Genomic DNA, 21464 nt, shown 5'->3' with positions numbered 1-21464 from the left:
CAAACTTTCGTTTCCAAAGAAGCCCGGTCCGCCCTTTACGCGGGCGACCACTGGAGTGATGCATGACCACCGAAAGAATCGTCGTCGCGGCGTTGTACAAGTTCGTCTCCCTGCTCGACTACGTCGCCCTGCGCGAACCGCTGCTGCAGACCCTGCTGGACAACGGCGTGAAGGGTACCCTGCTGCTCGCCGAGGAAGGCATCAACGGCACCGTCTCCGGCACCCGCGCCGGCATCGACGGCCTGCTGGCCTGGCTGCGCAGCGATGCGCGCCTGGCCGATGTCGACCACAAGGAGTCCTACTGCGACGAGCAGCCGTTCTACCGCACCAAGGTCAAGCTGAAGAAGGAAATCGTCACCCTCGGCGTACCGGGCGTGGACCCGAACGCCAAGGTCGGCACCTACGTCGAACCCGAGGACTGGAACGCGCTGATCTCCGACCCGGAAGTGCTGCTGATCGACACCCGCAACGACTACGAAGTGGCCATCGGCACCTTCGAGGGCGCCATCGACCCGAAGACCAGGTCGTTCCGCGAATTCCCCGACTACATCCGCGAGCACTACGACCCGGCCAAGCACAAGAAGGTCGCGATGTTCTGCACCGGCGGCATCCGCTGCGAGAAGGCTTCGAGCTACATGCTCAATGAAGGCTTCGAAGAGGTCTTCCATCTCAAGGGCGGCATTCTCAAGTACCTGGAGCAAGTGCCCGAGGCCGAAACCCTCTGGCGCGGCGACTGCTTCGTCTTCGACAACCGCGTGACCGTGCGCCATGACCTGACCGAGGGCGATTACGATCAGTGCCATGCCTGCCGCAACCCGATCTCGGTCGAGGATCGCGCTTCCGAGCACTACGCGCCGGGCATCAGCTGCCCGAACTGCTGGGACACGCTGTCGGAGAAGACCCGCGCCAGCGCCCGCGAGCGGCAGAAACAGATCGAACTGGCGCGCCAGCGCAACCAGCCGCACCCCATTGGCCGTGATCCCCGCGCGGAGAACTGATCCATGACCAGCCGCCTGCTCTACGTGATGGACCCGATGTGCTCCTGGTGCTGGGGCTTCGCCCCGGTCGCCGGGCAGCTGGTAGAGCAGGCGCGCGCCGCGGGCGTGCCGCTGGCGCTGGTAATGGGCGGGCTGCGCACGGGGCAGGGCGCCGCGCTGGAGCCGACCACCAAGCGCTACATCCTCGAACACTGGCATGCGGTGCATGAAGCCACCGGCCAGCCGTTCCGCTTCGAGGATGCCCTGCCTGACGGCTTCGTCTACGACACCGAGCCGGCCTGCCGCGCGGTGGTCACCGCGCGTCGCCTGGATGAGGACTGCGCCTGGGCTCTGGTGAGCGAAATCCAGCGCGCCTTCTACGCCGAAGGCCGCGACGTTACCCAGGCCAGCGTGCTCAGCGAACTGGCCGAACGTGTCGGCCTGCCGCGCATCGAGTTCGCCGAAGCTTTCGACAGCCAGGACAACCAGACAGCGACCCTGGCCGACTTTTCCTGGGCCCGCGACCTGGGCATCGCCGGCTTCCCCACGCTGCTGGCCGAGCGTGACGGCCAACTGGCCCTGCTGACCAACGGTTACCAGCCGCTGGGCGAACTCGCCCCGCTGCTGGAGCGCTGGCTGGAGCGCGGGCGGCATGCCTGAGCTGGCCGCAGACCGCCTGAGCTGGGCGGAGATTCGCCGGCTCGCCTTCCGCCACCGCAAGGCCCTGCTCCTCGCCAACCTGGTCGCCGTGCTGGCCACCGCCTGCAGCGTGCCGATCCCACTGCTGCTGCCGCTGCTGGTGGACGAAGTGCTGCTGGGCAAGGGCGACGCGGCGCTGCAAGTGATGAACCACTGGCTGCCTGAAGGCCTGCACAAGCCCATCGGCTACATCGGCCTGATGCTGCTGGTGACCCTGGTGCTGCGCAGCTGCGCGCTGGTGTTCAATGTGCTGCAGGCCAAGCTGTTCGCGCGGCTGTCCAAGGACGTGGTGTACCGCATCCGCCTGCGCCTGATCGAACGCCTGAAGCGCATCGCCCTGGGCGAGTACGAAACCCTCGGCGGCGGCTCGGTCAGCGCGCACCTGGTGACCGATCTCGACACGCTCGACAAGTTCGTCGGCGACACCTTGAGCCGCTTCCTGGTGGCGCTGCTGACCCTCTGCGGCACCGCCGGCATCCTGATCTGGATGCACTGGAAACTGGCACTGCTGATCCTGCTGTTCAACCCGCTGGTGATCTTCGCCACGGTGCAGCTGGGCAAACGCGTGAAGCACCTGAAGAAGCTGGAGAACGACAGCACCTCGCGCTTCACCCAGGCGCTGACGGAAACCCTCGAAGCCATCCAGGAAGTGCGTGCCGGCAACCGCCAGGGTTTCTTCCTCGGCCGCCTCGGAGTGCGCGCTCGCGAAGTTCGCGATTACGCCGTCGCCTCGCAGTGGAAGAGCGACGCTGCCGGGCGTGCCAGCGGCCTGCTGTTCCAGTTCGGTATCGACCTGTTCCGCGCCGCGGCCATGCTCACCGTGCTGTTCTCCGACCTGTCCATTGGCCAGATGCTCGCGGTGTTCAGCTACCTGTGGTTCATGATCGGCCCGGTGGAACAACTGCTCAGCCTGCAATACGCCTACTACGCCGCCGGTGGTGCGCTGACCCGTATCAACGAGCTGCTGGCGCGTGCCGACGAGCCGCATTACGAGCACCGCCGCGATCCGTTCGCCGGGCACACCAGCGTCGGTATCCAGGTGCGCGGCCTGAGCTTCGCCTACCGTGATGAGCGCGTGCTGGACGACCTCGACCTGGACATCGCCCCCGGCGAGAAGGTCGCCATTGTCGGTGCCAGCGGCGGCGGCAAGAGCACCCTGGTGCAGCTGCTGCTGGGCCTCTACCAGCCGCAGTCCGGCAGCATCCGTTATGGCGGCGCGGCGCTGGAGGAAATTGGCCTGGACTGCGTGCGCGAGCATGTCGCCGTGGTGCTGCAGCATCCGGCGCTGTTCAACGATACGGTGCGCGCCAACCTGACCATGGGCCGCGAGCGCGCTGACGAAGCCTGCTGGCGCGCCCTGGAAGTGGCGCAGCTGGCGGACACCATCCGCGCACTACCGCAGGGGCTGGACAGCGTGGTCGGGCGCTCCGGCGTGCGCCTCTCCGGTGGCCAGCGGCAGCGCCTGGCGATAGCGCGCATGGTGCTCGCCGAACCCAAGGTGGTGATCCTCGACGAGGCCACTTCGGCGCTTGACGCCGCCACCGAATACGCCCTGCATCAGGCCCTGGAGCGCTTCCTCGAAGGCCGCACCACGCTGATCATCGCCCACCGCTTGTCCGCGGTGAAACAGGCCGACCGCGTGCTGGTGTTCGACGGCGGGCGCATCGCCGAGGACGGCGACCACCAGCAGCTGATCGCCGAAGGCGGTCTCTACGCGCGCCTCTACGGCCACCTGCAGCAGGGCTGATCAGCCGTAGCGGGTGACTTCGAGGAAGCCCACGCAATCCCCCAGGTCGTGGAAGACCCGCGCGCCGCCGATGTCGTTGTAGGGAATCCCCAGCAGCAGGTCGAGCAGCGCCGCGTCGCTGCGGTAGTGCGGGCGCCAGTCGAGCAGGCCTTCGAGGTAGCTGATCTCCGGCACGTTGGGCAGGAAGTTGCCCATCAGCAGGCGCCCGCCTGGCAGCAGGCGGGCGAACAGGTTGCGGGTCAGGTCGCGGGCGTCGTGATCGTCCAGCACTTCGAACAGGCCGGCGGAATAGATCAAGTCGAAATGGCAGAGGTCGGGGCGGCCGTAGAACAGTTCGTCCAGGCTGCACAGCTCGGTGCGGATGCCCATCGCCGCGTAGCACGACTCCACCGTGCGCAGGGATTGCTCCTGGGCATCGAGGGCGATGAAGTCGCGGTAATGGCCGTGGCGCAGCGAGCGCGCCAGTTCGGCCTCGCGCAGGTGGCCGCTGCCCAGGCAGAGGATGCGCGCGTGGCCGCTGAGCATCTCGCAGCTGCGGTCGATCTCGCGGGCGAGCAACTGGCGCCGCGAGCGCAGCGCCCGCGAAGCCGGCGCGGAACTGGCGTAGCGGAACAGCTGGTCGGTGGGGCCGTCAGGCAGTAGCGAGCGCAGGGTGCTGTCGATACCGTAGAGGTAATCCATCAGTACTGCATTGCCGGCGCCTTCACCCATGGGCCGATCGCGTCGTCGGGGAAAGGGCAGCACGCGCGGCGCTTCCGGCGCAGGCGGGCTGTCGTCCCCCTCCTTGAGCCGTTGCAATTGCCGTTCGAGCTGCTCGATGGCTTCGCTGATGGATTGCGGATTCTGTGGAGGACGATCATCCATGGCCGTTTACCTGAATGGCCGAATTCGCCGGCAGTGCGGCGTTGTTCGGTCTGATTCTTGTTCGATTGCAATTTGCACGACGTCCTCAGGTATGGCACATGGCCCTTGCTGTCGCAAGGCCACTAATCGCCGGCGATGCAGGGGGCGAGGGGGATGCCGACGAAAGGCGGTGCGGCGTTTCGCCAGCATTTTTCCGCCGGACGGCGGAGCGCCAGCCGACCAAGCGTCATGCTCGGCAGTTTGAGGATTTCCAGCGATCGGCTAGAAGTTAAGAAGGGGCGGCCTGACAGATGAAGTCCCCTCCGTGGAACGACTGCCAGGGACAAATAGAAGGATTTCGATACTGGTTATGGATGCTATGGGACTGTTGCCGACCCGGCGTACCACGCGCCTGCTGAAACTGGTCTGGCCGTTCATGGTCGTGGTGCTGCTGCAGGCGCTGATCGGCGGCGGCAGCCTCTACATCCTGTCCGGCGTGCGCGCTTATGTCGGCGGCGAAAGCCTCTGGTCCAAGGGCCAGAAGGACGCCATTCACTACCTGCAGATCTACAGCCAGAGCCGCGACTCGGCGGACTACGAACGCTATCGCACCGCCATGGCCATTCCCCAGGGCGATCGCACCTTCCGCGCCGCCCTCGACCTCGACGTTCCCGACCTGGAGCTGGCCCGCGTCGGCGCCCTGCAGGGCGGTAACCATCCCGACGACGTCGGCGCGCTGATCTGGCTGTATCGCTACTTCCATGAATACAGCTACTTCGACGAGGCGGTGAAGAAGTGGATAGTCGGCGACGCCTACCTCGACCAGCTGGAGCAGCTGGGCGACGAGATGCACGCGAAGATTCGCGCCAACGACGTCAGCGCCGGCGACGTGAGCTACTGGGACAGCCGCATCCAGGCCATCAACGATGGCGTCACCCCGGCGGCCATGGCCTTCTCCGCCGCCCTCGGGCAGGGCTCGCGGATGCTCATGTGGGTGCTGCTGGTGGCCAACGGGCTGATCGGCCTGTCGCTGATCCTCCTGGCGGTCTGGCGCACGCGCAAGCTGCTGCGCCAGCAGCGCGCCTTCGAAAGCGCCCTGGACACCGAGAAGGAGCGCGCACAGACCACCCTGGCGGCCATCGGCGACGGCGTGGTCACCCTCGACGAATACGAGTGCATCGCCTACTTCAACCCGGCCGCCGAACGCATGATCGGCTGGGACAACTCCATGGCCGTCGGCCTGCCGTTGCGCTCGCTGCTGCGGGTGCTCGACGAGAGCTCGCAGGAGGAAGGCCTGCCGCTGGTGGGGCAGATCCTCCGTGGCGACGTGGAGGGCGGCAGCGAAACCAGCAAGCTGATCCAGCGCCTGGATGGCACCAGCGTGGCGGTGACCCTGGTGGCCACGCCGATCCACGCCGAAGGGCGGGTTGCCGGCGTGGTGCTGGTGCTCCACGACATGACCCGCGAGCGCCAGTACATGGCCAGCTTGTCCTGGCAGGCGACCCACGACGCGCTCACCGGCCTGACCAACCGCCGCGAGTTCGAATACCGCCTCAAGCATGCGCTGGAAAGCTCGGCGGATACCCACGGCCAGCACTCGCTGATGTACCTGGACCTCGACCAGTTCAAGCTGGTCAACGACACCTGCGGCCACGCCGCCGGCGACGAACTGCTGCGCCAGGTCTGCTCCGTGCTGCAGCAGTGCCTGCGCGAAGGCGACACCCTGGCGCGCCTCGGTGGCGACGAATTCGGCATCCTCCTGGAAAACTGCCCGCCGGACCTGGCCGTGCAGATCGCCGAGCGCATCCGCCTGACCGTGCAGGCGCTGCACTTCATGTGGGAAGGCCGCGGCTTCAACATCACGGTGAGCATCGGCGTGGTGCATATCTCGGCGCTGCTGGTGTCGGTGGAGGAGGCCCTGCGCTGCGCCGACATGGCCTGCTACATGGCCAAGGAAAAAGGCCGCAACCGCGCCCAGGTGTTCCGCCCGGACGACACCGAACTGTCCAACCGGGTCGGCGAGATGGCCTGGGTCCAGCGCATCCGCCTGGCCCTGGAGGAGCAGCGTTTCTGCCTCTACGCACAGTCGATCTTCCCGGTCGACGACCGTGTCATGGAAGGCGCCCACGTCGAACTGCTGCTGCGCCTGAACGACGAGTGCGGGCGGCTGGTGGCGCCGATCAACTTCATCCCCGCCGCTGAGCGCTACGGGCTGATGCCGGACATCGACCGCTGGGTGGTCAGCCACGCCTTCGAGACCCTGGCCATGCGCATCGCCGATGGCGGATACGAACCGATTCACACCTGCGCCATCAACCTCTCCGGCGCCACCATCGGTGACGACACTTTCCTCGACTTCCTCCGCGAAGTGCAGCCGCGCTATGGCATCGAGCCGTCCAGCGTGTGCTTCGAAATCACCGAGACCAGCGCCATCGCAAACCTGGTCAACGCCACGCGCTTCATCCAGGAACTCAAGGCGCTGGGCTACCGCTTCTCGCTGGACGACTTCTGCGCTGGCATGTCCTCCTTCGTCTACCTCAAGCACCTGCCGGTGGACTACCTGAAGATCGACGGCAGCTTCATCAAGGACATGCTCGAAGACCCCATCGACCGCGCCATGGTCCAGGTGATCAACCAGATCGGCCATGTGATGGGCAAGCGCACCGTGGCAGAGTTCGTCGAGACCCAGGAAATCCTCGAAGTGCTGCGCGAGATCGGCATCGACTACGCCCAGGGCTACGGCCTGGCGCGGCCGCAGCCGTTCAACCGGAACTTCCTGCGCACGGCGGCGCGGGTGACCGTTGAGTCGAACACAACCTCCGGACGGTGACGACGGGGCCAGACGGGTCTAACCTGAGGCCAGATTTACCGGTGCTTGCATGGAACGATCAGCAACGGAGCCTTGGATGAACGACACCTTTGTTCGCAGTGGGCCGCTCAAGGAACTTTCCAGTTACCCGCACTGGGCGCAACGCCTGGTGCAGGAGTGTGAAACCAGCCGCCTGGCAGTGGTCGGGCATCCCCTCTACGGGCGAATGCGCGACGGCCAACTGAGCCGCCAGACCATGCGCGCCTTCCTCATCGGCGGCTGGCAGGTAGTCGAGCAGTTCCCCCTGTACATGTCCCACAACCTGCTCAAGACGCGCTTCGGCCGCAGCCCCGGCGAAGACATGGCGCGGCGCTGGCTGATGCGCAATATCCGCGTCGAACTCAACCACGCCGACTACTGGGTGCGCTGGGCCGAGGCGTATGGTGTGACCCTGGCCGAGCTCAAGGCCCAGCTGGTGCCCGCCGAGCTGCATGCGCTGGGCCATTGGTGCTGGCACAGCTGCGCCACCGAGGAGCTGGCGCTGGCGATGGCGGCGACCAACTATGCCATCGAGGGCGCCACCGGGGACTGGTCGGCGCTGGTCTGCTCCACCGACACCTACGAACGCACGCTGCCGGCCGGTGCCCGCAAGGACGCCATGCGCTGGCTGAAGATGCACGCCCGCTACGACGACGATCACCCCTGGGAAGCCCTGGAGATCATCTGCACCCTCTGCGGCACGCAGCTCGCCATGCCGCGCTGCCTGGCGCTGCGCGAGGCGATCTGCAAGAGCTACGGCTACATGCGCATGTTCCTCGACCACTGTATGGCGCTGGAGCAGGCGCAGGGCGGGGCGCGCAGGGCTACTTCTTCGATGAAGGCGGCGGGGTAGGGCTGGTCGAGGTATTGCGGGTGTATCGGCGCGGGGATTGCCCTCTCCCCAACCCTGGCTGCGCGCCCCGCTCCGAAGGGAGAGGGAGCCGTTCAGTGCGCTAGCTCACTTCGGCGCTCGCCGGGCCGCTCGATTCATACTTTCAGGAAGACGATGTCTTCACCGGCCGACGCCGGACGGCCCCCTCTCCCTCGGGAGAGGGCTGGGGTGAGGGGGCTCTTCCAGCGCTCGGTGATCCGCCTCAAGGCACGAGAATGATCTTCTCGCTGCTCCCCTCGTTGACCTCGTGGTACCGCTGCACACCCTCGCTCAGCGGCACTTCGCGCAGGCCGCCGGGCAGCGGCAGGCGCCCATCGTCGAACCACTGGCCGAACTGGCGCAGCATCGCGGCGCAGGCCACCGTGTCGTAGAGCAGCGAATTCACCCCCACCACCGAGCCGCCACGGCGATACAAGGCCAGGGCTGGCAATTGCACGTGGCCGTCCACTGGCGCGGCGATGATGGCGATGCGACCGAAGGTGGCCAGCGCCGCGACCGCCGCCGGCAACCAGAAACCGGTGGTATCGAAGATCACCTCGGCGCCGCCGGGGAAGTGTTCCTCCACCTGCGCCGCCAGGGTCTCCGCCGAACCCAGCAGGATGCTCGGCACGCCCTGGGCCTGCAGCTCGGCCTGCGACTCGGCGCGACGTACCGCACCTAGCACCTGTGCGCCACGGGCCTTGGCCAGGGAGATGGCCGCCGCGCCGACGGCGCCGGAACCGATCACCAGCAGGCGGGTGCCGGCGCCGACCTGGCTGCGCTCCAGAGCGTCCCAGGCGGTGGTGAAGGGCACGCCACAGCTGGCGGCCTGAGCGAAGCTCATGCGCTCGGGCATCAGCGCCACGCCACCAAGCGGCACGCTCATCAGTTGCGCGTGGCTACCGTCGCGGCTGAAGCCCAGGCCGCGGCCGGTGCCCCAGACGGATTTGCCCAGCAGCTCGGCCGGACCTTTCACCACGGTACCGGCGAAATCGCGACCGGGCACGCGGGGCAGGGTGGTGTAGGGGAAGCGGCCGAGGACGTTCTTCACGTCGCTGGGGTTCAGGCCGGCGGCGTGGATTTCCACCAGCACTTCATCGGCGGCCGCAACCGGGTCGGCGATCTCGGTGAAGCTCAGGGCGGCGAGGTCGCCGGTGCGGTCAAATTGCAGGGCTTTCATGGCACGGGTCCTGTTCTCAAGGGAGAGGGCAATCAAGGAAGAGGGCAATCAGGGAGGAGAGCAATCAGTGCAACCAGCGACTGAGCAGCGGCAGGGCGTTCTCGCCGATCTGCATGCCGAGCAGGCCGACCAGCGCCACCAACGGCGGCGCCGGCGAGCGGAAATCGAGGAAGTAGTAGGCGAGGCCGACGGTGATGCCGATGGCCAGGGAAATCAGGTAGTTCATCTTGTCCTCCGCAGATTGTTCCGGCGGCTGGCGGGAATGGGGCCAGTCTAGGAGCCGCGCCGGGGCGCCGCCGGTCATAGGCTTCGGAATATCGGACAGATGTGGTGGGGAGTATTGGATGACTGTCTCAGGTGCCGACAGGCAGTGCCGCCTGTAGGAGCGGAGCTTCTCCGCGAATCGCCGGCAGGCGATGCCTGGAGAAATACCCTGTGCACACCGTTTCCGCCGGAAAGACTTCGCGGACAAGGTCCGCTCCTACAGGTGGGGGCGCGGGCTCTTCGTAGGAGCGAGCTCGCTCGCGAACCTCCCACCGCCGACCGTCACCTGGCGCAATACTCCGAAGGCACCACCCCCAGTTCGCGGCGGAACATCTCGCTGAAGCTCCCCGGCTGATACCCCAACCCATGGGCGATCTGGCTCACCGCCATGCCTTCGTTGAGCTGCGCCACCGCCGTGGCCAACTGCACCTGCCGGCGCCACTGGGCGAAGCCCATGCCCAGGCTGCGCTGGAACAGGCGGGCCAGGGTACGCACGCTGGCCCCGGCGTCGGCGGCGTGCTGCTCGAAGGAAATCTCCTGGCTCGGCTCGGCCATCACCGCCAGGCACAGGTTCAGCAGGCGGCGGTCGGAGTCGTCCGGCAGTGGCACGCGCAACAGCAGGCTGCGCGCGCGCTGCAACTCCAGCACGGCCAGTTGCGACAGCGCCTGGTAGTAATCGGTGTCGGGTTCGCGCTCGTGCTCCACCAGCCTGACGATCAGCTCGCGCAGCAGCCCAGCCACTTCGAACGCCTGCACCCGCTCACCAAGGGCATCCGCCGTCCCTGGCCGCAGGTAGATGTTGCGCATCTGCAGCTCGCTGACCACGCGGATGCCGTGGGGCACCTGCGGCGGCAGCCAGACGGCGCGGTTGGGCGGCACCAGCAGCGCTTCGGAAGGCGTCTCCAGCCACATCACCCCGGACATGGCATAGAGCACCTGCCCCCAGTCGTGGGAGTGCGGTTCGATGTGCAGACCGCGCGGGTAGCTGCGGGCCAGGGCACGCAGGGTCGCCGGAGTGGCTTCGAAATCAGGGGGAGCGGCGCGGGCCATAGTGCGGGCCAAAGTCCGATTCGGGCAGGGGATATGGGCCGCATGGTAGCCGCCGCACGGCGCGCTGACGAGAGCGTGGCACTCGCACTGGCAGGCTGGCGCACCACCTTGTCACGATTTCTTTACGGTGCGGCGGCATGCCGCATGGGGCTTTGGCCGGTGTAAGGATTTCTTGCCGGGCTCATTGCGCAATCAGGCGGCGAGCACCCCGTACCCGGCTTGTTCCCAAGGCCCGCGGCGGTTGTGATGAAGGCATTCCAGACGCCTGGACGGCCTCGCGCCGAGCCAGCCGATAACGACAACGAGGAGGCCGGATGAACGCCGTGACCAAGATCGAACAACACAACCCCATCGGCACCGACGGCTTCGAGTTCGTCGAATTCACCGCCCCTGACGCCCAGGGCATCCAGCAACTGCGCCAGCTGTTCACCGGCATGGGCTTCACCGAGACCGCAAAGCACCGTTCCAAGGAAGTCTTCCTGTTCCAGCAGAACGACATCAACATCGTGCTCAACGGCAGCCCCACCGGCCACGTCCACGAGTTCGCCAAGAAGCACGGCCCGAGCGCCTGCGCCATGGCCTTCCGGGTGAAGAACGCCGCGCAGGCCGCCGCTTACGTCGAATCCCAGGGCGCGAAGCTGGTGGGCAGCCACGCCAACTTCGGCGAGCTGAACATCCCTTGCGTCGAAGGCATCGGCGGCTCGCTGCTGTATCTCGTCGACCGTTATGGCGACAAGAGCATCTATGACGTCGACTTCGAGTTCATCGAAGGCCGCACCGCCAACGACAACGCTGTCGGCCTGCTGTGCATCGACCACCTGACCCACAACGTCAAGCGCGGCCAGATGGACGTCTGGTCCGGCTTCTACGAGCGCATCGCCAACTTCCGCGAGATCCGCTACTTCGACATCGAAGGCAAGCTCACCGGCCTGCTGTCCCGCGCCATGACCGCGCCCTGCGGCAAGATCCGCATCCCGATCAACGAGTCGGCGGACGACAAGTCGCAGATCGAGGAATTCATCCGCGAGTACCACGGCGAAGGCATCCAGCACATTGCCCTGACCACCGAGGACATCTACGCCACCGTGCGCCAGCTGCGCGCTAATGGCGTGGACTTCATGAGCACCCCGGATACCTATTACGCCAAGGTCGACACCCGCGTCGCCGGCCACGGCGAGCCACTGGAGCAACTGCGCGAGCTGAGCATCCTCATCGACGGTGCGCCGGGTGACGATGGCATCCTGCTGCAGATCTTCACCAACACGGTGATCGGCCCGATCTTCTTCGAGATCATCCAGCGCAAGGGCAACCAGGGCTTCGGCGAGGGCAACTTCAAGGCCCTGTTCGAATCCATCGAGGAAGACCAGATTCGCCGTGGCGTGATCTCCGACCAGTAACGCGCTTGCCGGGTGGCCGCGCAGCTTGCGCGGCCGCCCGTGGAGAACCGCCATGCTCACCTTGTATTCCTACTGGCGCTCCAGTGCCGCCTACCGCGTGCGCATCGCCCTCGGCCTCAAGGGCCTGGCCTACCGCCAGGTACCGGTGCACCTGGTGAAGGACGGCGGCCAGCAGCACGCAGCCGACTACCAGGCGCTCAACCCGCAGGAGCTGGTGCCGCTGCTGGTGGACGGTGACGCGCGCATCGCCCAGTCCCTGGCCATCCTCGAGTACCTCGACGAAACCCATCCGCAACCCGGTCTGCTGCTGCCGCGCGATGCGCTGCAACGGGCGCAGGTTCGCGCGCTGTCCCTGCACATCGCCTGCGACATCCATCCGTTGAACAACCTGCGCGTGCTGCAGTACCTAAGCGGCCCGCTGGCGGTGGTAGACGAGGCGAAAAACGCCTGGATTCGCCACTGGGTCGAGACCGGCCTGCGCGCGGTGGAGGAGGGTGTCGCCCACTGGACCGGTCCGCTCTCCCTGGGCGAGCGCCCCGGCTACTTCGAGGCCTGCCTGATTCCCCAGCTGTACAACGCCCGCCGCTTCGACTGCGACCTCTCCGTTTGCCCGCGCCTGCTCGCCATCGCCGGGCGCTGCGAATCCCTCGAAGCCTTCCAGCAGGCCGCCCCGGAGGTGCAGCCTGACGCCCAGTGAAATTGCCAGTCGAGATCACAGCGCCACTGCCCGACTTTGAGGCGGGCCGCCCGCGATTGACCGCGCGGCCCGAGCTTTCCTAGAGTGACCGGGCCATTTTTCGTCAGAGGGATACTCATGAAAAAAGCACTTTGGCTGCTCGCGGCCGCCGTGCCGGTCCTCCTCGTCGCCTGCGGCGGCGAAGAAAAGAAAGCACCCCAGGTCGACGCGCTGGTCCTGCCCGGCGACGCCAAGCTGGATTCGCGCAGCGTCTCGTACAAGTGCGAGGACGGCCGCAAGATCAGCGTGCAGTACCTGAACAAGGGCGACAACAGCCTGGCCGTGGTGCCGGTGACCGACGCCTCCAGCCTGGTCTTCGCCAACGTCATCTCCGCCTCCGGCGCGCGCTATGCGGCGGGCCAGTACGTGTGGTGGACCAAGGGCGAAGACGCGACCCTTTACAAGGACTGGAAAGGCGGTGAACCCGCCGACGGCGTTGCTTGCAAGGAGAACTGATTCGTCTTGTGGCACCCGCATGAAAAAGCCCGGCAGATGCCGGGCTTTTTCATGTCAGCGCCAATGGGCGGATGAGCTTTTGTAGGGCGAATAACGCGCCAGCGTTATCCGTCGCGTGGCACCGGCGGATAACCTGTTCCAGGTTATGCGCCCTACGGTGGCGACTCCCTCTGCGACTGGGTGGGTTCGCGAGCAATAACGATGGCGTACCCCCGCTCCTACAGGCTGTGCCGTCGGCGCGGGCATGCTCTTCGTAGGAGCGAGCTTGCTCGCGAACCACCGCCACATCTGCCGCTAGAAGGTGAACTCCAGGTTCACCGTCGGCGTCGAGGTGCGCGTGCCGCGTCCGCCGTCCACGCCGAACTTGTTGTGCCAGTACTCGTAGCCCACGCCCAGCCACAGGTTTGGCTGGCGCTTGGCGCCGGGCAGGGTGGCGAACATCAGCGAGGTGCGCACCAGGGTTTCCGGCGCGGTGTCGTTGTCGTTGTAGTCCTCGCCCTTTTCCCCGGTGTAGTTCACGAAGCCCTGGAACTTCGCCCCGTGGTCGCCCAGCTGGAAGGGCCGCAGCCAGGTCAGGTTGACCATGTAGGTGGTGTCGAAGGTGTGGTCCGGGTGTTTCACGTTGGGGATGCCGGAGTGGTTCTTCTCGCGGTAGTAGAACAGCGAAAGATCGAGCACGCCGGGCCCGTTGAACTTGATGGTGGGGCCGAACACCAGCGCGCGTTTCTTCGCCGAGCCGAGGTTGTTGTTGCGGCTGGCGTCGAAGCCGAAGGTGAACGCGTGGTCCTTCACCAGGCCCTTGCCTTGCGGCAGATCGAACACCCGCGAGGCGTACAGCTGGCTGCGGAACACCCCATAGACCTCGCTGCTGCCTTTGTCGGTGCCCTTGCGCGGGTCATCGCTGTCGGACTGCAGCACGTCGAGATGGAAGAAGTTGCTGCCGTAGCGGTAACCATCGGCGTGGCTGAAGCTGAAGATGCGCTTGCTGATGTCGTGCGGGTTGTTCGGGTTGGTGAAGCCCTTGCCGTAGCGGAAGCCCAGCGTGTTGCTGGTCCACTCGAAGAAGCGATCGTCATCATCGGCCTGCGCCATGCCCAGCGGGGCGAGCACCAGCGCGGTACCGAGGGCGAACCGGCGGCCGTTGCTCAGGCGGCGGCTGGAACGCGGTTGGGGGCGGGCGGCGCCAAGGGCCGTCATCGCGGAAGAAACCATGTTGCACCTCTGTGTTGTTCTTATTTTTTCGTGGCTTCGGGGCCGGCGTCCCGCAGGGTGAACTGCGGTCGGTGACAGGCTGGGTTCTAATGGTGAATTGCCGACATTGCAAGAAAAACTTGTACACAAATTCGTATACAAAAATTGACGCAAAAGTCAGGAACGGGCGCTGCGGGGCGAGCCAGATGGCTTCGGGACAGGCGCGGCGGTGCGCTGTATGCTGACCATCATTTCCCTGCCGAATCCTTTCCATGCTGCAGATTTCCAACACCGTGCAGATACCCGACGCCGAGATCGAGCTGAACGCCATCCGCGCCCAGGGCGCCGGCGGGCAGAACGTCAACAAGGTGTCCAGCGCCATGCACCTGCGCTTCGACGTGCGCGCCTCATCCCTGCCGGAGTTCTACAAGGAACGCCTGCTGGCCCTGAGCGACCAGCGCATCACCAGCGACGGCGTGGTGGTGATCAAGGCGCAGCAGTACCGCACCCAGGAGCAGAACCGCGAGGACGCGCTGAACCGCCTGGCAGAGCTGATCCGCAGCGTGTCGAAAGTGGAGAAGAAGCGCCGCCCGACCCGGCCGACGCTGGGTTCGAAGACGCGCCGGCTGGAAGGCAAGAGCAAGCGCGGGGCGATCAAGGCGGGGCGGGGGAAGGTGGATTTCTGATCCGTTGGTTCAGGTGGATATTGGCGCTCGGGTGGTTCCCTTTTCCCAGCCCTCTTCCTTCAGAAAGAGGGTTAGGGAGAGAGGCTCTGTTTCTCTGTAGGAGCGAGCTTGCTCGCGAACGGACCCCGCAGCGGAATCGGTTCGCGAGCAAGCTCGCTCCTACAGGTTCAACTCCAGCGTCAGCTCACTTCGTCAGTGCACCAGCATCCCCGTGAACACATAGGCCTGCGCCAGTGTGATCAAGCCGATGAACGCGGCGAAGATCAGGCTGTGCTTGACCGTGAAGCGGAACAGGTCCGACTCGCGCCCGACCATTCCGGTAGCGGCGCAGGCCACGGCAATAGATTGCGGCGAGATCATCTTGCCGGTCACCCCGCCGGTGGTGTTGGCCGCCACCAGTAGCGTATCGCTGACTCCGAGCTGGTGTGCGGTGGTCGCCTGCAGTGAGCCGAACAGGGCGTTGGACGAGGTGTCCGACCCGGTCAGGAACACCCCCAGCCAGCCGAGGAACGGCGAGAAGAACGGGAAGGCCGCGCCGGTTCCCGCCAGCACCAGCGCCAGGGTGGTGGACATCCCCGAGTAGTTGGTGACGAAGGCGAAGGCCAGCACCATGCCGATGGTCAGCACCGGCCACTTCAGTTCCTTGAGCGTCTCGCCAAAGGTGGCCGCGCCGCTCTTCACGCCGATGCGCAGGATGGCCATGGAGATCAGCGCCGCGAAGAAGATCGCCGTGCCGCTGGCCGACACCAGGTCGAACTTGTAGATCGCCGGCATCGGCGTCGGGTTGGCCACAATAGGCGCAGCCTTCAGGACCAGCTGGTCGAGGTAGGGCACGGCGATTACCGCCACCCAGCTCTCCAGTGCGCCGCCGGGCAGGAACATCGCCTTGAAGGGCTTCATGGTCCAGATGGTCACCAGCACGGTGAGGATCAGGAACGGCGACCATGCCTTGAAAATCTGCCCGAAGCTGTACTGCGATTCCCGGCGCTGCCCGCCACCACCACCGACCGCGCCCAGCGTTGCCGTGCCGTCGGCGTTGAGGCTGGAGAACTCCGTCTCACGCACGTTCGCCGGCTGCCACACGCGCAGGAACAGGGTCAGGCAGACCATGCTCAGCAGCGCCGAGGTGATGTCCGGCAGCTCCGGGCCGATGAAGTTGGAGGTGAGGAACTGGCTGATGGCGAAGGTGCCGCCGGCCACCAGCAGCGCTGGCCAGGTCTCGCGGATACCGCGCCAGCCGTCCATCATCGCCACCAGCCAGAAGGGCACGATCACCGACAGGATCGGCAATTGCCGCCCGGCCATGGCGCCGATCTTGAAGGCATCCACGCCCGATACCTGCCCGGCGACGATGATCGGGATGCCCAGCGCGCCGAAGGCTACCGGCGCGGTGTTGGCGATCAGGCACAGCCCCGCCGCGTACAGCGGGTTGAAGCCCAGGCCGACCAACAGCGCCGCGGTGATCGCCACCGGCGCACCGAAGCCCGCCGCGCCTTCGAGGAAGGCACCGAAGGAGAAGCCGATCAGCACCACCTGCAGGCGCTGGTCGATGGTGATCGACAGCACCGAGCTGCGGATGATCTCGAACTGCCCGCTCTTCACCGTCAGCTTGTAGAGGAACACCGCCGCCACGATGATCCAGGCGATCGGCCAGAGCCCGTAGAAGAAGCCGTAGACCGCCGAGGCCAGCGCCTTGTCCACCGGCATGTGGTAGACGGTGATGGCGATCAGCAGCGACAGCACCAGGGTGATGGCGCCGGCGACGTGGCCCTTGAGGCGGAACACCGCCAGGGCGAGGAAGAAGAAGATGATCGGCACGAGGGCGGCCAGGGCCGAGAGGCCGAGGCTGCCGAGCGGGGTGTAGAGCTGCTGCCAGGTTTGCATGGGGATTGTCCCTTGTTGTTGTCGGTGGCAAAGCGTCAGCGGTGGATGGGTCTTCCAGGTGGATCATGTGCCGGTGGCGCACGCGCCGGCAGGTATTGAAAAAGCCCCGCAACGCGGCGCGTAGCGGGGCTTTCGAGGGCTGATTCAGGCAAGCCTTTCGGGGTGTCGCCGCCGGCTCGCTTGAGGCCGGCGACGACCACAACTCGGCCAGTGGCTGTCTGTCGCCAGGGCCGCGTGAACGCTTTCAAAGCGCTGCCACTCCGGCGCTGGCGACCTGTGCATCCTCGCCGGCCTTCACTCCGGAAACGCCCACCGCGCCAATCACCTGACCGTCCAGCACGACTGGGACACCGCCTTCCAGCGAGGTGATCAGCGGTGCGGTGACGAAGGCGGTGCGGCCGCCGTTGACCATGTCTTCGTAGCCCTTGGTTTCGCGCCGGCCCAATGCCGCGCTGCGGGCCTTCTCGGTGGCGATGTAGGCGCTGGCCGGGGCACAGCCGTCGAGGCGCTCCAGGGCCAGCGGGTGACCGCCGTCATCGACCACCACGATGGACACCGCCCAGTGGTTGCGCTGCGCTTCGGTGCGTGCGGCGGCGAGAATGCGGCCGACTTCCTGCTGGGTCAGAACGGCTTTGCTGAGCATGCTTGCACCTCGCCTTGAAGGGATTGTGAGGGCGCATCGGCGAGCGCCTGTTCCACCAGTTCGATCCAGTGCCGCACTGACGTGCGACCCGCGCCGCCCAGGTGCGTCTGGCAACCGATGTTGGCGGTGACTATGACTTCCGGAGCGCCGCTCTCCAGCGCCTTCAGGCGGTTGTCGCGCAGGCGCCGGGACAGCTCCGGCTGGGTCAGCGAATAGGTTCCGGCAGAGCCGCAGCACAGGTGGCTGTCGGGCACGGCGGTGAGGCTGAAGCCCAGGCGGGTGAGCACGCCTTCCACCGCGCCACCGAGCTTCAACGCGTGCTGCAGCGTGCACGGGCAGTGGAAGGCCAGTCTGCGATCTCCGTGCAGATGCAGTTCTTCCAGCGGTTCATCGCGCAGGACTTCGGACAGGTCGCGGGACAGCTCGCTGACCCGCCGGGCCTTGTCTGCGTACTGTGCGTCGCGCTCCAGAAGATGGCCGTAGTCGCGGACGAAGGCGCCGCAGCCGCTGGCCGTCTGCACGATGGCTTCGGCGCCGGCCTGGATCGACGGCCACCAGGCGTCGATGTTCCTGCGCGCCCGCTCCAGTCCCTGTTCCTGGGCGTTCAGGTGATAGTCCACGGCGCCGCAGCAACCGGCATCCGCCGCCGGGATCACGCTGATGCCGAGGCGATCCAGCACCCGCGCGGCGGCGGCATTGGTGTTGGGTGAAAGGGTCGGTTGCACGCAGCCTTCGAGCATCAGCATGCGCCGCGCGTGTCGCGGTTTCGGGCGCTCCACGGGGGGGGGCGGATGGCGCGGCAGCTTGCTCTGCAAACCCTCCGGCAGCAGCGGGTAGAAAGTGCGCCCGGCCTTGGCCAGCGCGCCGAACAGTGTGGCATTCGGCACCACGGCGCGCAGGCCCTGGCGGATCACGCGTTCGCCGAAGGTGCGCGGCACCTGCTGCTCGACCACCGCGCGGCCGATGTCCAGCAGGTTGTGATAGTCCACGCCGGAAGGGCAGGTGGTTTCGCAGTTGCGGCAGCTCAGGCAGCGGTCCAGGTGCTCGCGGGTGCTGGCGCTGGGCTCTGCGCCTTCGAGCACCTGCTTGATCAGGTAGATGCGCCCGCGCGGGCCGTCCAGTTCGTCGCCCAGCAACTGGTAGGTCGGGCAGGTGGCGGTGCAGAAGCCGCAGTGCACGCAGGAGCGCAGGATGCGCTCGGCTTCCTCGGCGCGCGGCAGGTGTCTGGCCTGTTCGCTCAGGTTGGTTTGCATCAGAGCTCCCTGTACATCCGGCCGGGGTTGAAGATGCCCTGCGGATCGAGCTGCTGCTTGAGGCTACGGTGGTAGCGCAGCAAGGCGGCGGGCAGCGGGTGGAAGCCGTCGTCGCCCGGCGTGTAGCGCAGCGCATGGCCGCCGACTTCGGCGACGCTGTGGCGGATCAGCTCGGCGTCCGCCTCGGACTTCAGCCAGCGCTGTGCACCGCCCCAGTCGATCAGCTGTTCGCCCGGCAGGGACAGCGCCGGCGTGGCATTGGGCAACGACAGTCGCCAGAGCGTGCCGGGGCCGGTGAAGAAGTCCAGGCGCTGTTCGCGCAGGTCCTGCCAGTAGCCGCTGTCGATCTCCTCGCCACCCAGGCGCAAACGTGCGGAACACACCGAACCTTCGCCGCCCTCCAGGCGCAGGTGCAGCGCGCTGCCGTCGTAGCAGGCGGCGGTGATCGGGATCGGTTGCGCGCCCCATTCGGCGAGTTCACCCAGTGCCTGCTGGACGCCCATTTCCAGGCGCAGGCTGGCGCATAGGCGCGGCTTGGGCAGCACCTTCATCGACACTTCGGTGATCACTCCCAGGCAGCCGAAACTGCCTGCCAGCAGGCGCGACAGGTCGTAGCCGGCGACGTTCTTCATCACCTCGCCGCCGAAGCGCAGCAGCTTGCCGTGGCCGGTGATCAGCCGCGTGCCCAGCACATAGTCGCGTACCGAGCCGGACCAGGGCCGGCGCGGGCCGGAAAGCCCGGCAGCGACCACACCGCCGAAGGTCGCCCCCGAGAGATTGGGTGGCTCGCACGGCAACATCTGCCCGGCGGCTTCGAGTGCCGCTTCGATCTCCGCCAGCGATGTGCCGGCACGGGCGGTAAGCACCAGTTCGGTCGGGTCGTAGCTGACGATGCCGCTGTGCCGGCGGGTGTCCAGTTCCACCCCTTCCACCGGGCGGCCGAGGAAGGCCTTGCTGTCGCCGCCGCGAATGCGCAGCGGCGTGCGCGCGGCAAGCGCCTGGTTCACCTGGTCGAGCAGTTCGCTGCTGGCATCGGGCATCAGAAGCGCTCCAGGTCGGGGAAGGGCAATTGCCCGTGGTGCACGTGCATTGCGCCGAACTCGGCGCAGCGGTGCAGGGTCGGGATGTTCTTGCCGGGGTTGAGCAGGCGGTCCGGGTCGAACGCCGCCTTCACCGCGTGGAACAGGGTCAGCTCGTCGCTGTTGAACTGCGCGCACATCTGGTTGATCTTCTCGCGCCCCACGCCGTGTTCGCCGGTGATGCTGCCGCCCACCGCCACGCAGAGTTCGAGGATCTTGCCGCCGATGGCCTCGGCACGTTCCAGTTCACCGGGCACGTTGGCGTCGAAGAGGATCAGCGGGTGCATGTTGCCGTCGCCGGCATGGAACACGTTGGCCACGCGCAGGCCGAATTCCTCCGACAGCTCGGCGATGCCGTGCAGCACCCGTGGTAGTTCGCGGCGCGGAATGGTGCCGTCCATGCAGTAGTAGTCCGGCGAGATGCGCCCGACTGCCGGGAAGGCGTTCTTGCGTCCGGCCCAGAAACGCACGCGCTCGGCCTCGTCGCAGGCCAGGCGCACGTCGGTGGCGCCGGCCGCGCGCAGCACGCCGTCGACGCGCTCGCAGTCGTCCTGCACGTCGGCTTCCACGCCGTCCAGTTCGCACAGCAGGATGGCCGCGGCGTCCACCGGGTAGCCGGCGTGGATGAAGTCCTCGGCGGCGCGGATCGACAGGTTGTCCATCATCTCCAGCCCGCCGGGGATGATGCCGGCGGCGATGATATCGGCCACCGCGTGGCCGGCCTTTTCCACCGAATCGAAACTGGCCAGTAGCACCCGCGCCACCTGCGGACGCGGCAGCAGCTTGACGGTGACTTCGGTGACGATGCCGAGCATGCCCTCGGAGCCGGTGAACAGCGCCAGCAGGTCGAGGCCGGGGCTGTCCAGGGCGTCGCTGCCCAGCGTGAGGTGCTCGCCCTCGACGGTGAGGATGTCCACCTTGAGCAGGTTGTGCACGGTCAGGCCGTACTTCAGGCAATGCACGCCGCCGGCGTTCTCGGCGACGTTGCCACCGATGGAGCAGGCGATCTGCGAGGACGGGTCCGGCGCGTAGTACAGGCCGTGGGGCGCGGCGGCCTGGGAGATCGCCAGGTTGCGTACGCCGGGCTGCACGCGGGCGAAGCGGCCCTGCGGGTTCACTTCGAGAATCCGGTTGAAGCGCGCCATCACCAGCAGGATGCCTTTCTCCAGCGGCAGCGCGCCGCCGGAGAGCCCGGTGCCCGCGCCGCGCGCCACCACCGGCACCTCGCGCGCATGGCAGAGGCGCAGCAGTGCCTGCACCTGCTCGATGCGCTCGGGCAGCGCCACCAGCATGGGCACCGTGCGGTAGGCGGAGAGACCGTCGCATTCGTAGGGTTTGAGGTCTTCGGCGCGGTGCAGCAGTTCGAGGTCGGGCAGGGCCGCGCGCAGTTCGGCCAGCAGGGCGGACTTGTCGACGGCAGGCAACGCGCCATCGACGCGCTCGTCGTAGAGGATATTCATAGGCTGACGGTGCTCTGATCTTGTTCTTGTTGGTTCGCGCCCGCCAGGCGGTCGCGTGGAGCCACGGCACCGTGAAAATGCGACCGCCGGTCAGGCGGCGTCCACCGGCATTGGCACTGGTCCTACCAGTTCTTGTACGGGCGTCCACTGGAAAGGCCCTGTCCTGGCGGCTAGGGTTCTTCGCAGCCATGCAGGTATCG

General features: G+C 66.7%; 19 protein-coding genes. 9 read left to right on the top strand and 10 right to left on the bottom strand.

Annotated features, from left to right (window positions below; all coding sequences use genetic code 11):
* Positions 1-62: 62 nt before the first annotated feature.
* The 3 genes from QO207_RS24515 to QO207_RS24505 are packed head-to-tail and all read left to right on the top strand — an operon-like array spanning position 63 to position 3423.
* The gene (locus QO207_RS24515; protein ID WP_301534865.1) at positions 63-998 is read left to right on the top strand and encodes a rhodanese-related sulfurtransferase; all 936 of its coding nucleotides are present in this window, start codon (positions 63-65) and stop codon (positions 996-998) included.
* 36 nt (positions 999-1034) lie between these two features.
* Positions 1035-1637, top strand: coding sequence for a DsbA family protein (locus QO207_RS24510; protein ID WP_301534887.1), 603 nt, complete (start codon positions 1035-1037; stop codon positions 1635-1637).
* The gene (locus tag QO207_RS24505; RefSeq protein WP_301534864.1) at positions 1630-3423 is read left to right on the top strand and encodes an ABC transporter ATP-binding protein; all 1794 of its coding nucleotides are present in this window, start codon (positions 1630-1632) and stop codon (positions 3421-3423) included. Before QO207_RS24510 ends, QO207_RS24505 begins: the two co-directional genes overlap by 8 nt.
* Here the strand turns inward: QO207_RS24505 and QO207_RS24500 are convergent, their stop codons facing one another.
* On the bottom strand, positions 3424-4287 hold the full coding sequence (locus QO207_RS24500) for a cyclopropane-fatty-acyl-phospholipid synthase family protein (protein ID WP_301534863.1): 864 nt from the start codon (positions 4285-4287) through the stop codon (positions 3424-3426).
* Between the two features lie 358 nt (positions 4288-4645).
* Here QO207_RS24500 and QO207_RS24495 point away from each other — a divergent pair, with 358 nt between their 5' ends.
* Together QO207_RS24495 and QO207_RS24490 are read left to right on the top strand one after the other, a co-directional pair.
* Complete coding sequence (locus QO207_RS24495; RefSeq protein ID WP_301534862.1) at positions 4646-7096, top strand: EAL domain-containing protein; 2451 nt, start codon at positions 4646-4648, stop codon at positions 7094-7096.
* Positions 7097-7172: 76 nt separating this feature from the next.
* A complete protein-coding gene (locus tag QO207_RS24490; protein ID WP_301534861.1) occupies positions 7173-7967 on the top strand; it encodes a TenA family transcriptional regulator in 795 nt (264 codons plus the stop codon).
* Between the two features lie 241 nt (positions 7968-8208).
* Here QO207_RS24490 and QO207_RS24485 read toward each other — a convergent pair whose 3' ends face one another.
* From QO207_RS24485 to QO207_RS24475, 3 genes are all read right to left on the bottom strand, one after another.
* Positions 8209-9165: a zinc-binding alcohol dehydrogenase family protein gene (locus tag QO207_RS24485; RefSeq protein ID WP_301534860.1), complete on the bottom strand. Its 957-nt coding sequence runs from the start codon at positions 9163-9165 to the stop codon at positions 8209-8211.
* Between the two features lie 64 nt (positions 9166-9229).
* Complete coding sequence (locus tag QO207_RS24480) at positions 9230-9391, bottom strand: DUF1427 family protein (RefSeq protein ID WP_301534859.1); 162 nt, start codon at positions 9389-9391, stop codon at positions 9230-9232.
* A 320-nt stretch (positions 9392-9711) separates the two neighbouring features.
* A complete protein-coding gene (locus tag QO207_RS24475) occupies positions 9712-10479 on the bottom strand; it encodes a helix-turn-helix domain-containing protein (protein WP_301534886.1) in 768 nt (255 codons plus the stop codon).
* Positions 10480-10793: 314 nt separating this feature from the next.
* Here QO207_RS24475 and hppD point away from each other — a divergent pair, with 314 nt between their 5' ends.
* The 3 genes from hppD to QO207_RS24460 all read left to right on the top strand — a co-directional run bounded on the left by hppD (position 10794) and on the right by QO207_RS24460 (position 13068).
* Positions 10794-11876 carry a 4-hydroxyphenylpyruvate dioxygenase gene (hppD, locus tag QO207_RS24470; RefSeq protein WP_301534858.1) on the top strand — a complete coding sequence of 361 codons (1083 nt, stop codon included), beginning with the start codon at positions 10794-10796 and terminating at the stop codon, positions 11874-11876.
* A 52-nt stretch (positions 11877-11928) separates the two neighbouring features.
* The gene (gene maiA, locus QO207_RS24465; RefSeq protein ID WP_301534857.1) at positions 11929-12573 is read left to right on the top strand and encodes a maleylacetoacetate isomerase; all 645 of its coding nucleotides are present in this window, start codon (positions 11929-11931) and stop codon (positions 12571-12573) included.
* Positions 12574-12690: 117 nt separating this feature from the next.
* Positions 12691-13068 (top strand): MliC family protein, encoded by a 378-nt coding sequence (locus QO207_RS24460; RefSeq protein WP_301534856.1) that lies wholly within the window; start codon positions 12691-12693, stop codon positions 13066-13068.
* A gap of 294 nt (positions 13069-13362) precedes the next feature.
* On the opposite strand, the gene QO207_RS24455 is transcribed toward QO207_RS24460, so the two are convergent.
* Positions 13363-14160 carry a nucleoside-binding protein gene (locus tag QO207_RS24455; protein ID WP_301534885.1) on the bottom strand — a complete coding sequence of 266 codons (798 nt, stop codon included), beginning with the start codon at positions 14158-14160 and terminating at the stop codon, positions 13363-13365.
* Positions 14161-14531: 371 nt separating this feature from the next.
* Here QO207_RS24455 and arfB point away from each other — a divergent pair, with 371 nt between their 5' ends.
* Positions 14532-14945, top strand: a complete 414-nt coding sequence (gene arfB / locus QO207_RS24450) for an alternative ribosome rescue aminoacyl-tRNA hydrolase ArfB (protein WP_301534855.1) — start codon at positions 14532-14534, stop codon at positions 14943-14945.
* Between the two features lie 192 nt (positions 14946-15137).
* Here arfB and QO207_RS24445 read toward each other — a convergent pair whose 3' ends face one another.
* The 5 genes from QO207_RS24445 to glcD form a co-directional block, all read right to left on the bottom strand.
* Complete coding sequence (locus QO207_RS24445) at positions 15138-16829, bottom strand: lactate permease LctP family transporter (RefSeq protein WP_301534854.1); 1692 nt, start codon at positions 16827-16829, stop codon at positions 15138-15140.
* Between the two features lie 244 nt (positions 16830-17073).
* Positions 17074-17472 carry a heme-binding protein gene (locus QO207_RS24440; protein ID WP_045212216.1) on the bottom strand — a complete coding sequence of 133 codons (399 nt, stop codon included), beginning with the start codon at positions 17470-17472 and terminating at the stop codon, positions 17074-17076.
* Positions 17451-18725 (bottom strand): glycolate oxidase subunit GlcF, encoded by a 1275-nt coding sequence (gene glcF, locus QO207_RS24435; RefSeq protein ID WP_301534853.1) that lies wholly within the window; start codon positions 18723-18725, stop codon positions 17451-17453. The genes QO207_RS24440 and glcF overlap by 22 nt, the downstream gene beginning before the upstream one ends.
* Positions 18725-19765 carry a glycolate oxidase subunit GlcE gene (gene glcE / locus QO207_RS24430; protein ID WP_301534852.1) on the bottom strand — a complete coding sequence of 347 codons (1041 nt, stop codon included), beginning with the start codon at positions 19763-19765 and terminating at the stop codon, positions 18725-18727. Before glcE ends, glcF begins: the two co-directional genes overlap by 1 nt.
* Complete coding sequence (gene glcD / locus QO207_RS24425) at positions 19765-21264, bottom strand: glycolate oxidase subunit GlcD (protein WP_301534851.1); 1500 nt, start codon at positions 21262-21264, stop codon at positions 19765-19767. Before glcD ends, glcE begins: the two co-directional genes overlap by 1 nt.
* Between the last annotated feature and the right edge of the window lie 200 nt (positions 21265-21464).

The sequence above is a fragment of the Pseudomonas sp. CAN1 genome (assembly GCF_030462585.1).
In the GTDB taxonomy this organism is placed as follows: Bacteria; Pseudomonadota; Gammaproteobacteria; order Pseudomonadales; family Pseudomonadaceae; genus Pseudomonas.
Note: the sequence above shows the minus strand (reverse complement) of the source record. Positions and strands in the feature narration are given on the sequence as shown.

Bases quoted from the DNA above. Each gene is read 5' to 3' on its own strand.
- hppD (WP_301534858.1), top strand. From the start codon at position 10,794: ATGAACGCCGTGACCAAGATCGAACAACACAACCCCATCGGCACCGAC.
- QO207_RS24495 (WP_301534862.1), top strand. From the start codon at position 4,646: ATGGGACTGTTGCCGACCCGGCGTACCACGCGCCTGCTGAAACTGGTC.
- QO207_RS24445 (WP_301534854.1), bottom strand. From the start codon at position 16,829: ATGCAAACCTGGCAGCAGCTCTACACCCCGCTCGGCAGCCTCGGCCTC.
- arfB (WP_301534855.1), top strand. From the start codon at position 14,532: ATGCTGCAGATTTCCAACACCGTGCAGATACCCGACGCCGAGATCGAG.
- QO207_RS24440 (WP_045212216.1), bottom strand. From the start codon at position 17,472: ATGCTCAGCAAAGCCGTTCTGACCCAGCAGGAAGTCGGCCGCATTCTC.
- QO207_RS24480 (WP_301534859.1), bottom strand. From the start codon at position 9,391: ATGAACTACCTGATTTCCCTGGCCATCGGCATCACCGTCGGCCTCGCC.
- QO207_RS24475 (WP_301534886.1), bottom strand. From the start codon at position 10,479: ATGGCCCGCGCCGCTCCCCCTGATTTCGAAGCCACTCCGGCGACCCTG.
- QO207_RS24455 (WP_301534885.1), bottom strand. From the start codon at position 14,160: ATGGCGCAGGCCGATGATGACGATCGCTTCTTCGAGTGGACCAGCAAC.
- QO207_RS24500 (WP_301534863.1), bottom strand. From the start codon at position 4,287: ATGGATGATCGTCCTCCACAGAATCCGCAATCCATCAGCGAAGCCATC.
- QO207_RS24515 (WP_301534865.1), top strand. From the start codon at position 63: ATGACCACCGAAAGAATCGTCGTCGCGGCGTTGTACAAGTTCGTCTCC.
- QO207_RS24460 (WP_301534856.1), top strand. From the start codon at position 12,691: ATGAAAAAAGCACTTTGGCTGCTCGCGGCCGCCGTGCCGGTCCTCCTC.
- QO207_RS24505 (WP_301534864.1), top strand. From the start codon at position 1,630: ATGCCTGAGCTGGCCGCAGACCGCCTGAGCTGGGCGGAGATTCGCCGG.
- QO207_RS24510 (WP_301534887.1), top strand. From the start codon at position 1,035: ATGTGCTCCTGGTGCTGGGGCTTCGCCCCGGTCGCCGGGCAGCTGGTA.
- QO207_RS24490 (WP_301534861.1), top strand. From the start codon at position 7,173: ATGAACGACACCTTTGTTCGCAGTGGGCCGCTCAAGGAACTTTCCAGT.
- QO207_RS24485 (WP_301534860.1), bottom strand. From the start codon at position 9,165: ATGAAAGCCCTGCAATTTGACCGCACCGGCGACCTCGCCGCCCTGAGC.
- glcD (WP_301534851.1), bottom strand. From the start codon at position 21,264: ATGAATATCCTCTACGACGAGCGCGTCGATGGCGCGTTGCCTGCCGTC.
- glcE (WP_301534852.1), bottom strand. From the start codon at position 19,765: ATGCCCGATGCCAGCAGCGAACTGCTCGACCAGGTGAACCAGGCGCTT.
- maiA (WP_301534857.1), top strand. From the start codon at position 11,929: ATGCTCACCTTGTATTCCTACTGGCGCTCCAGTGCCGCCTACCGCGTG.
- glcF (WP_301534853.1), bottom strand. From the start codon at position 18,725: ATGCAAACCAACCTGAGCGAACAGGCCAGACACCTGCCGCGCGCCGAG.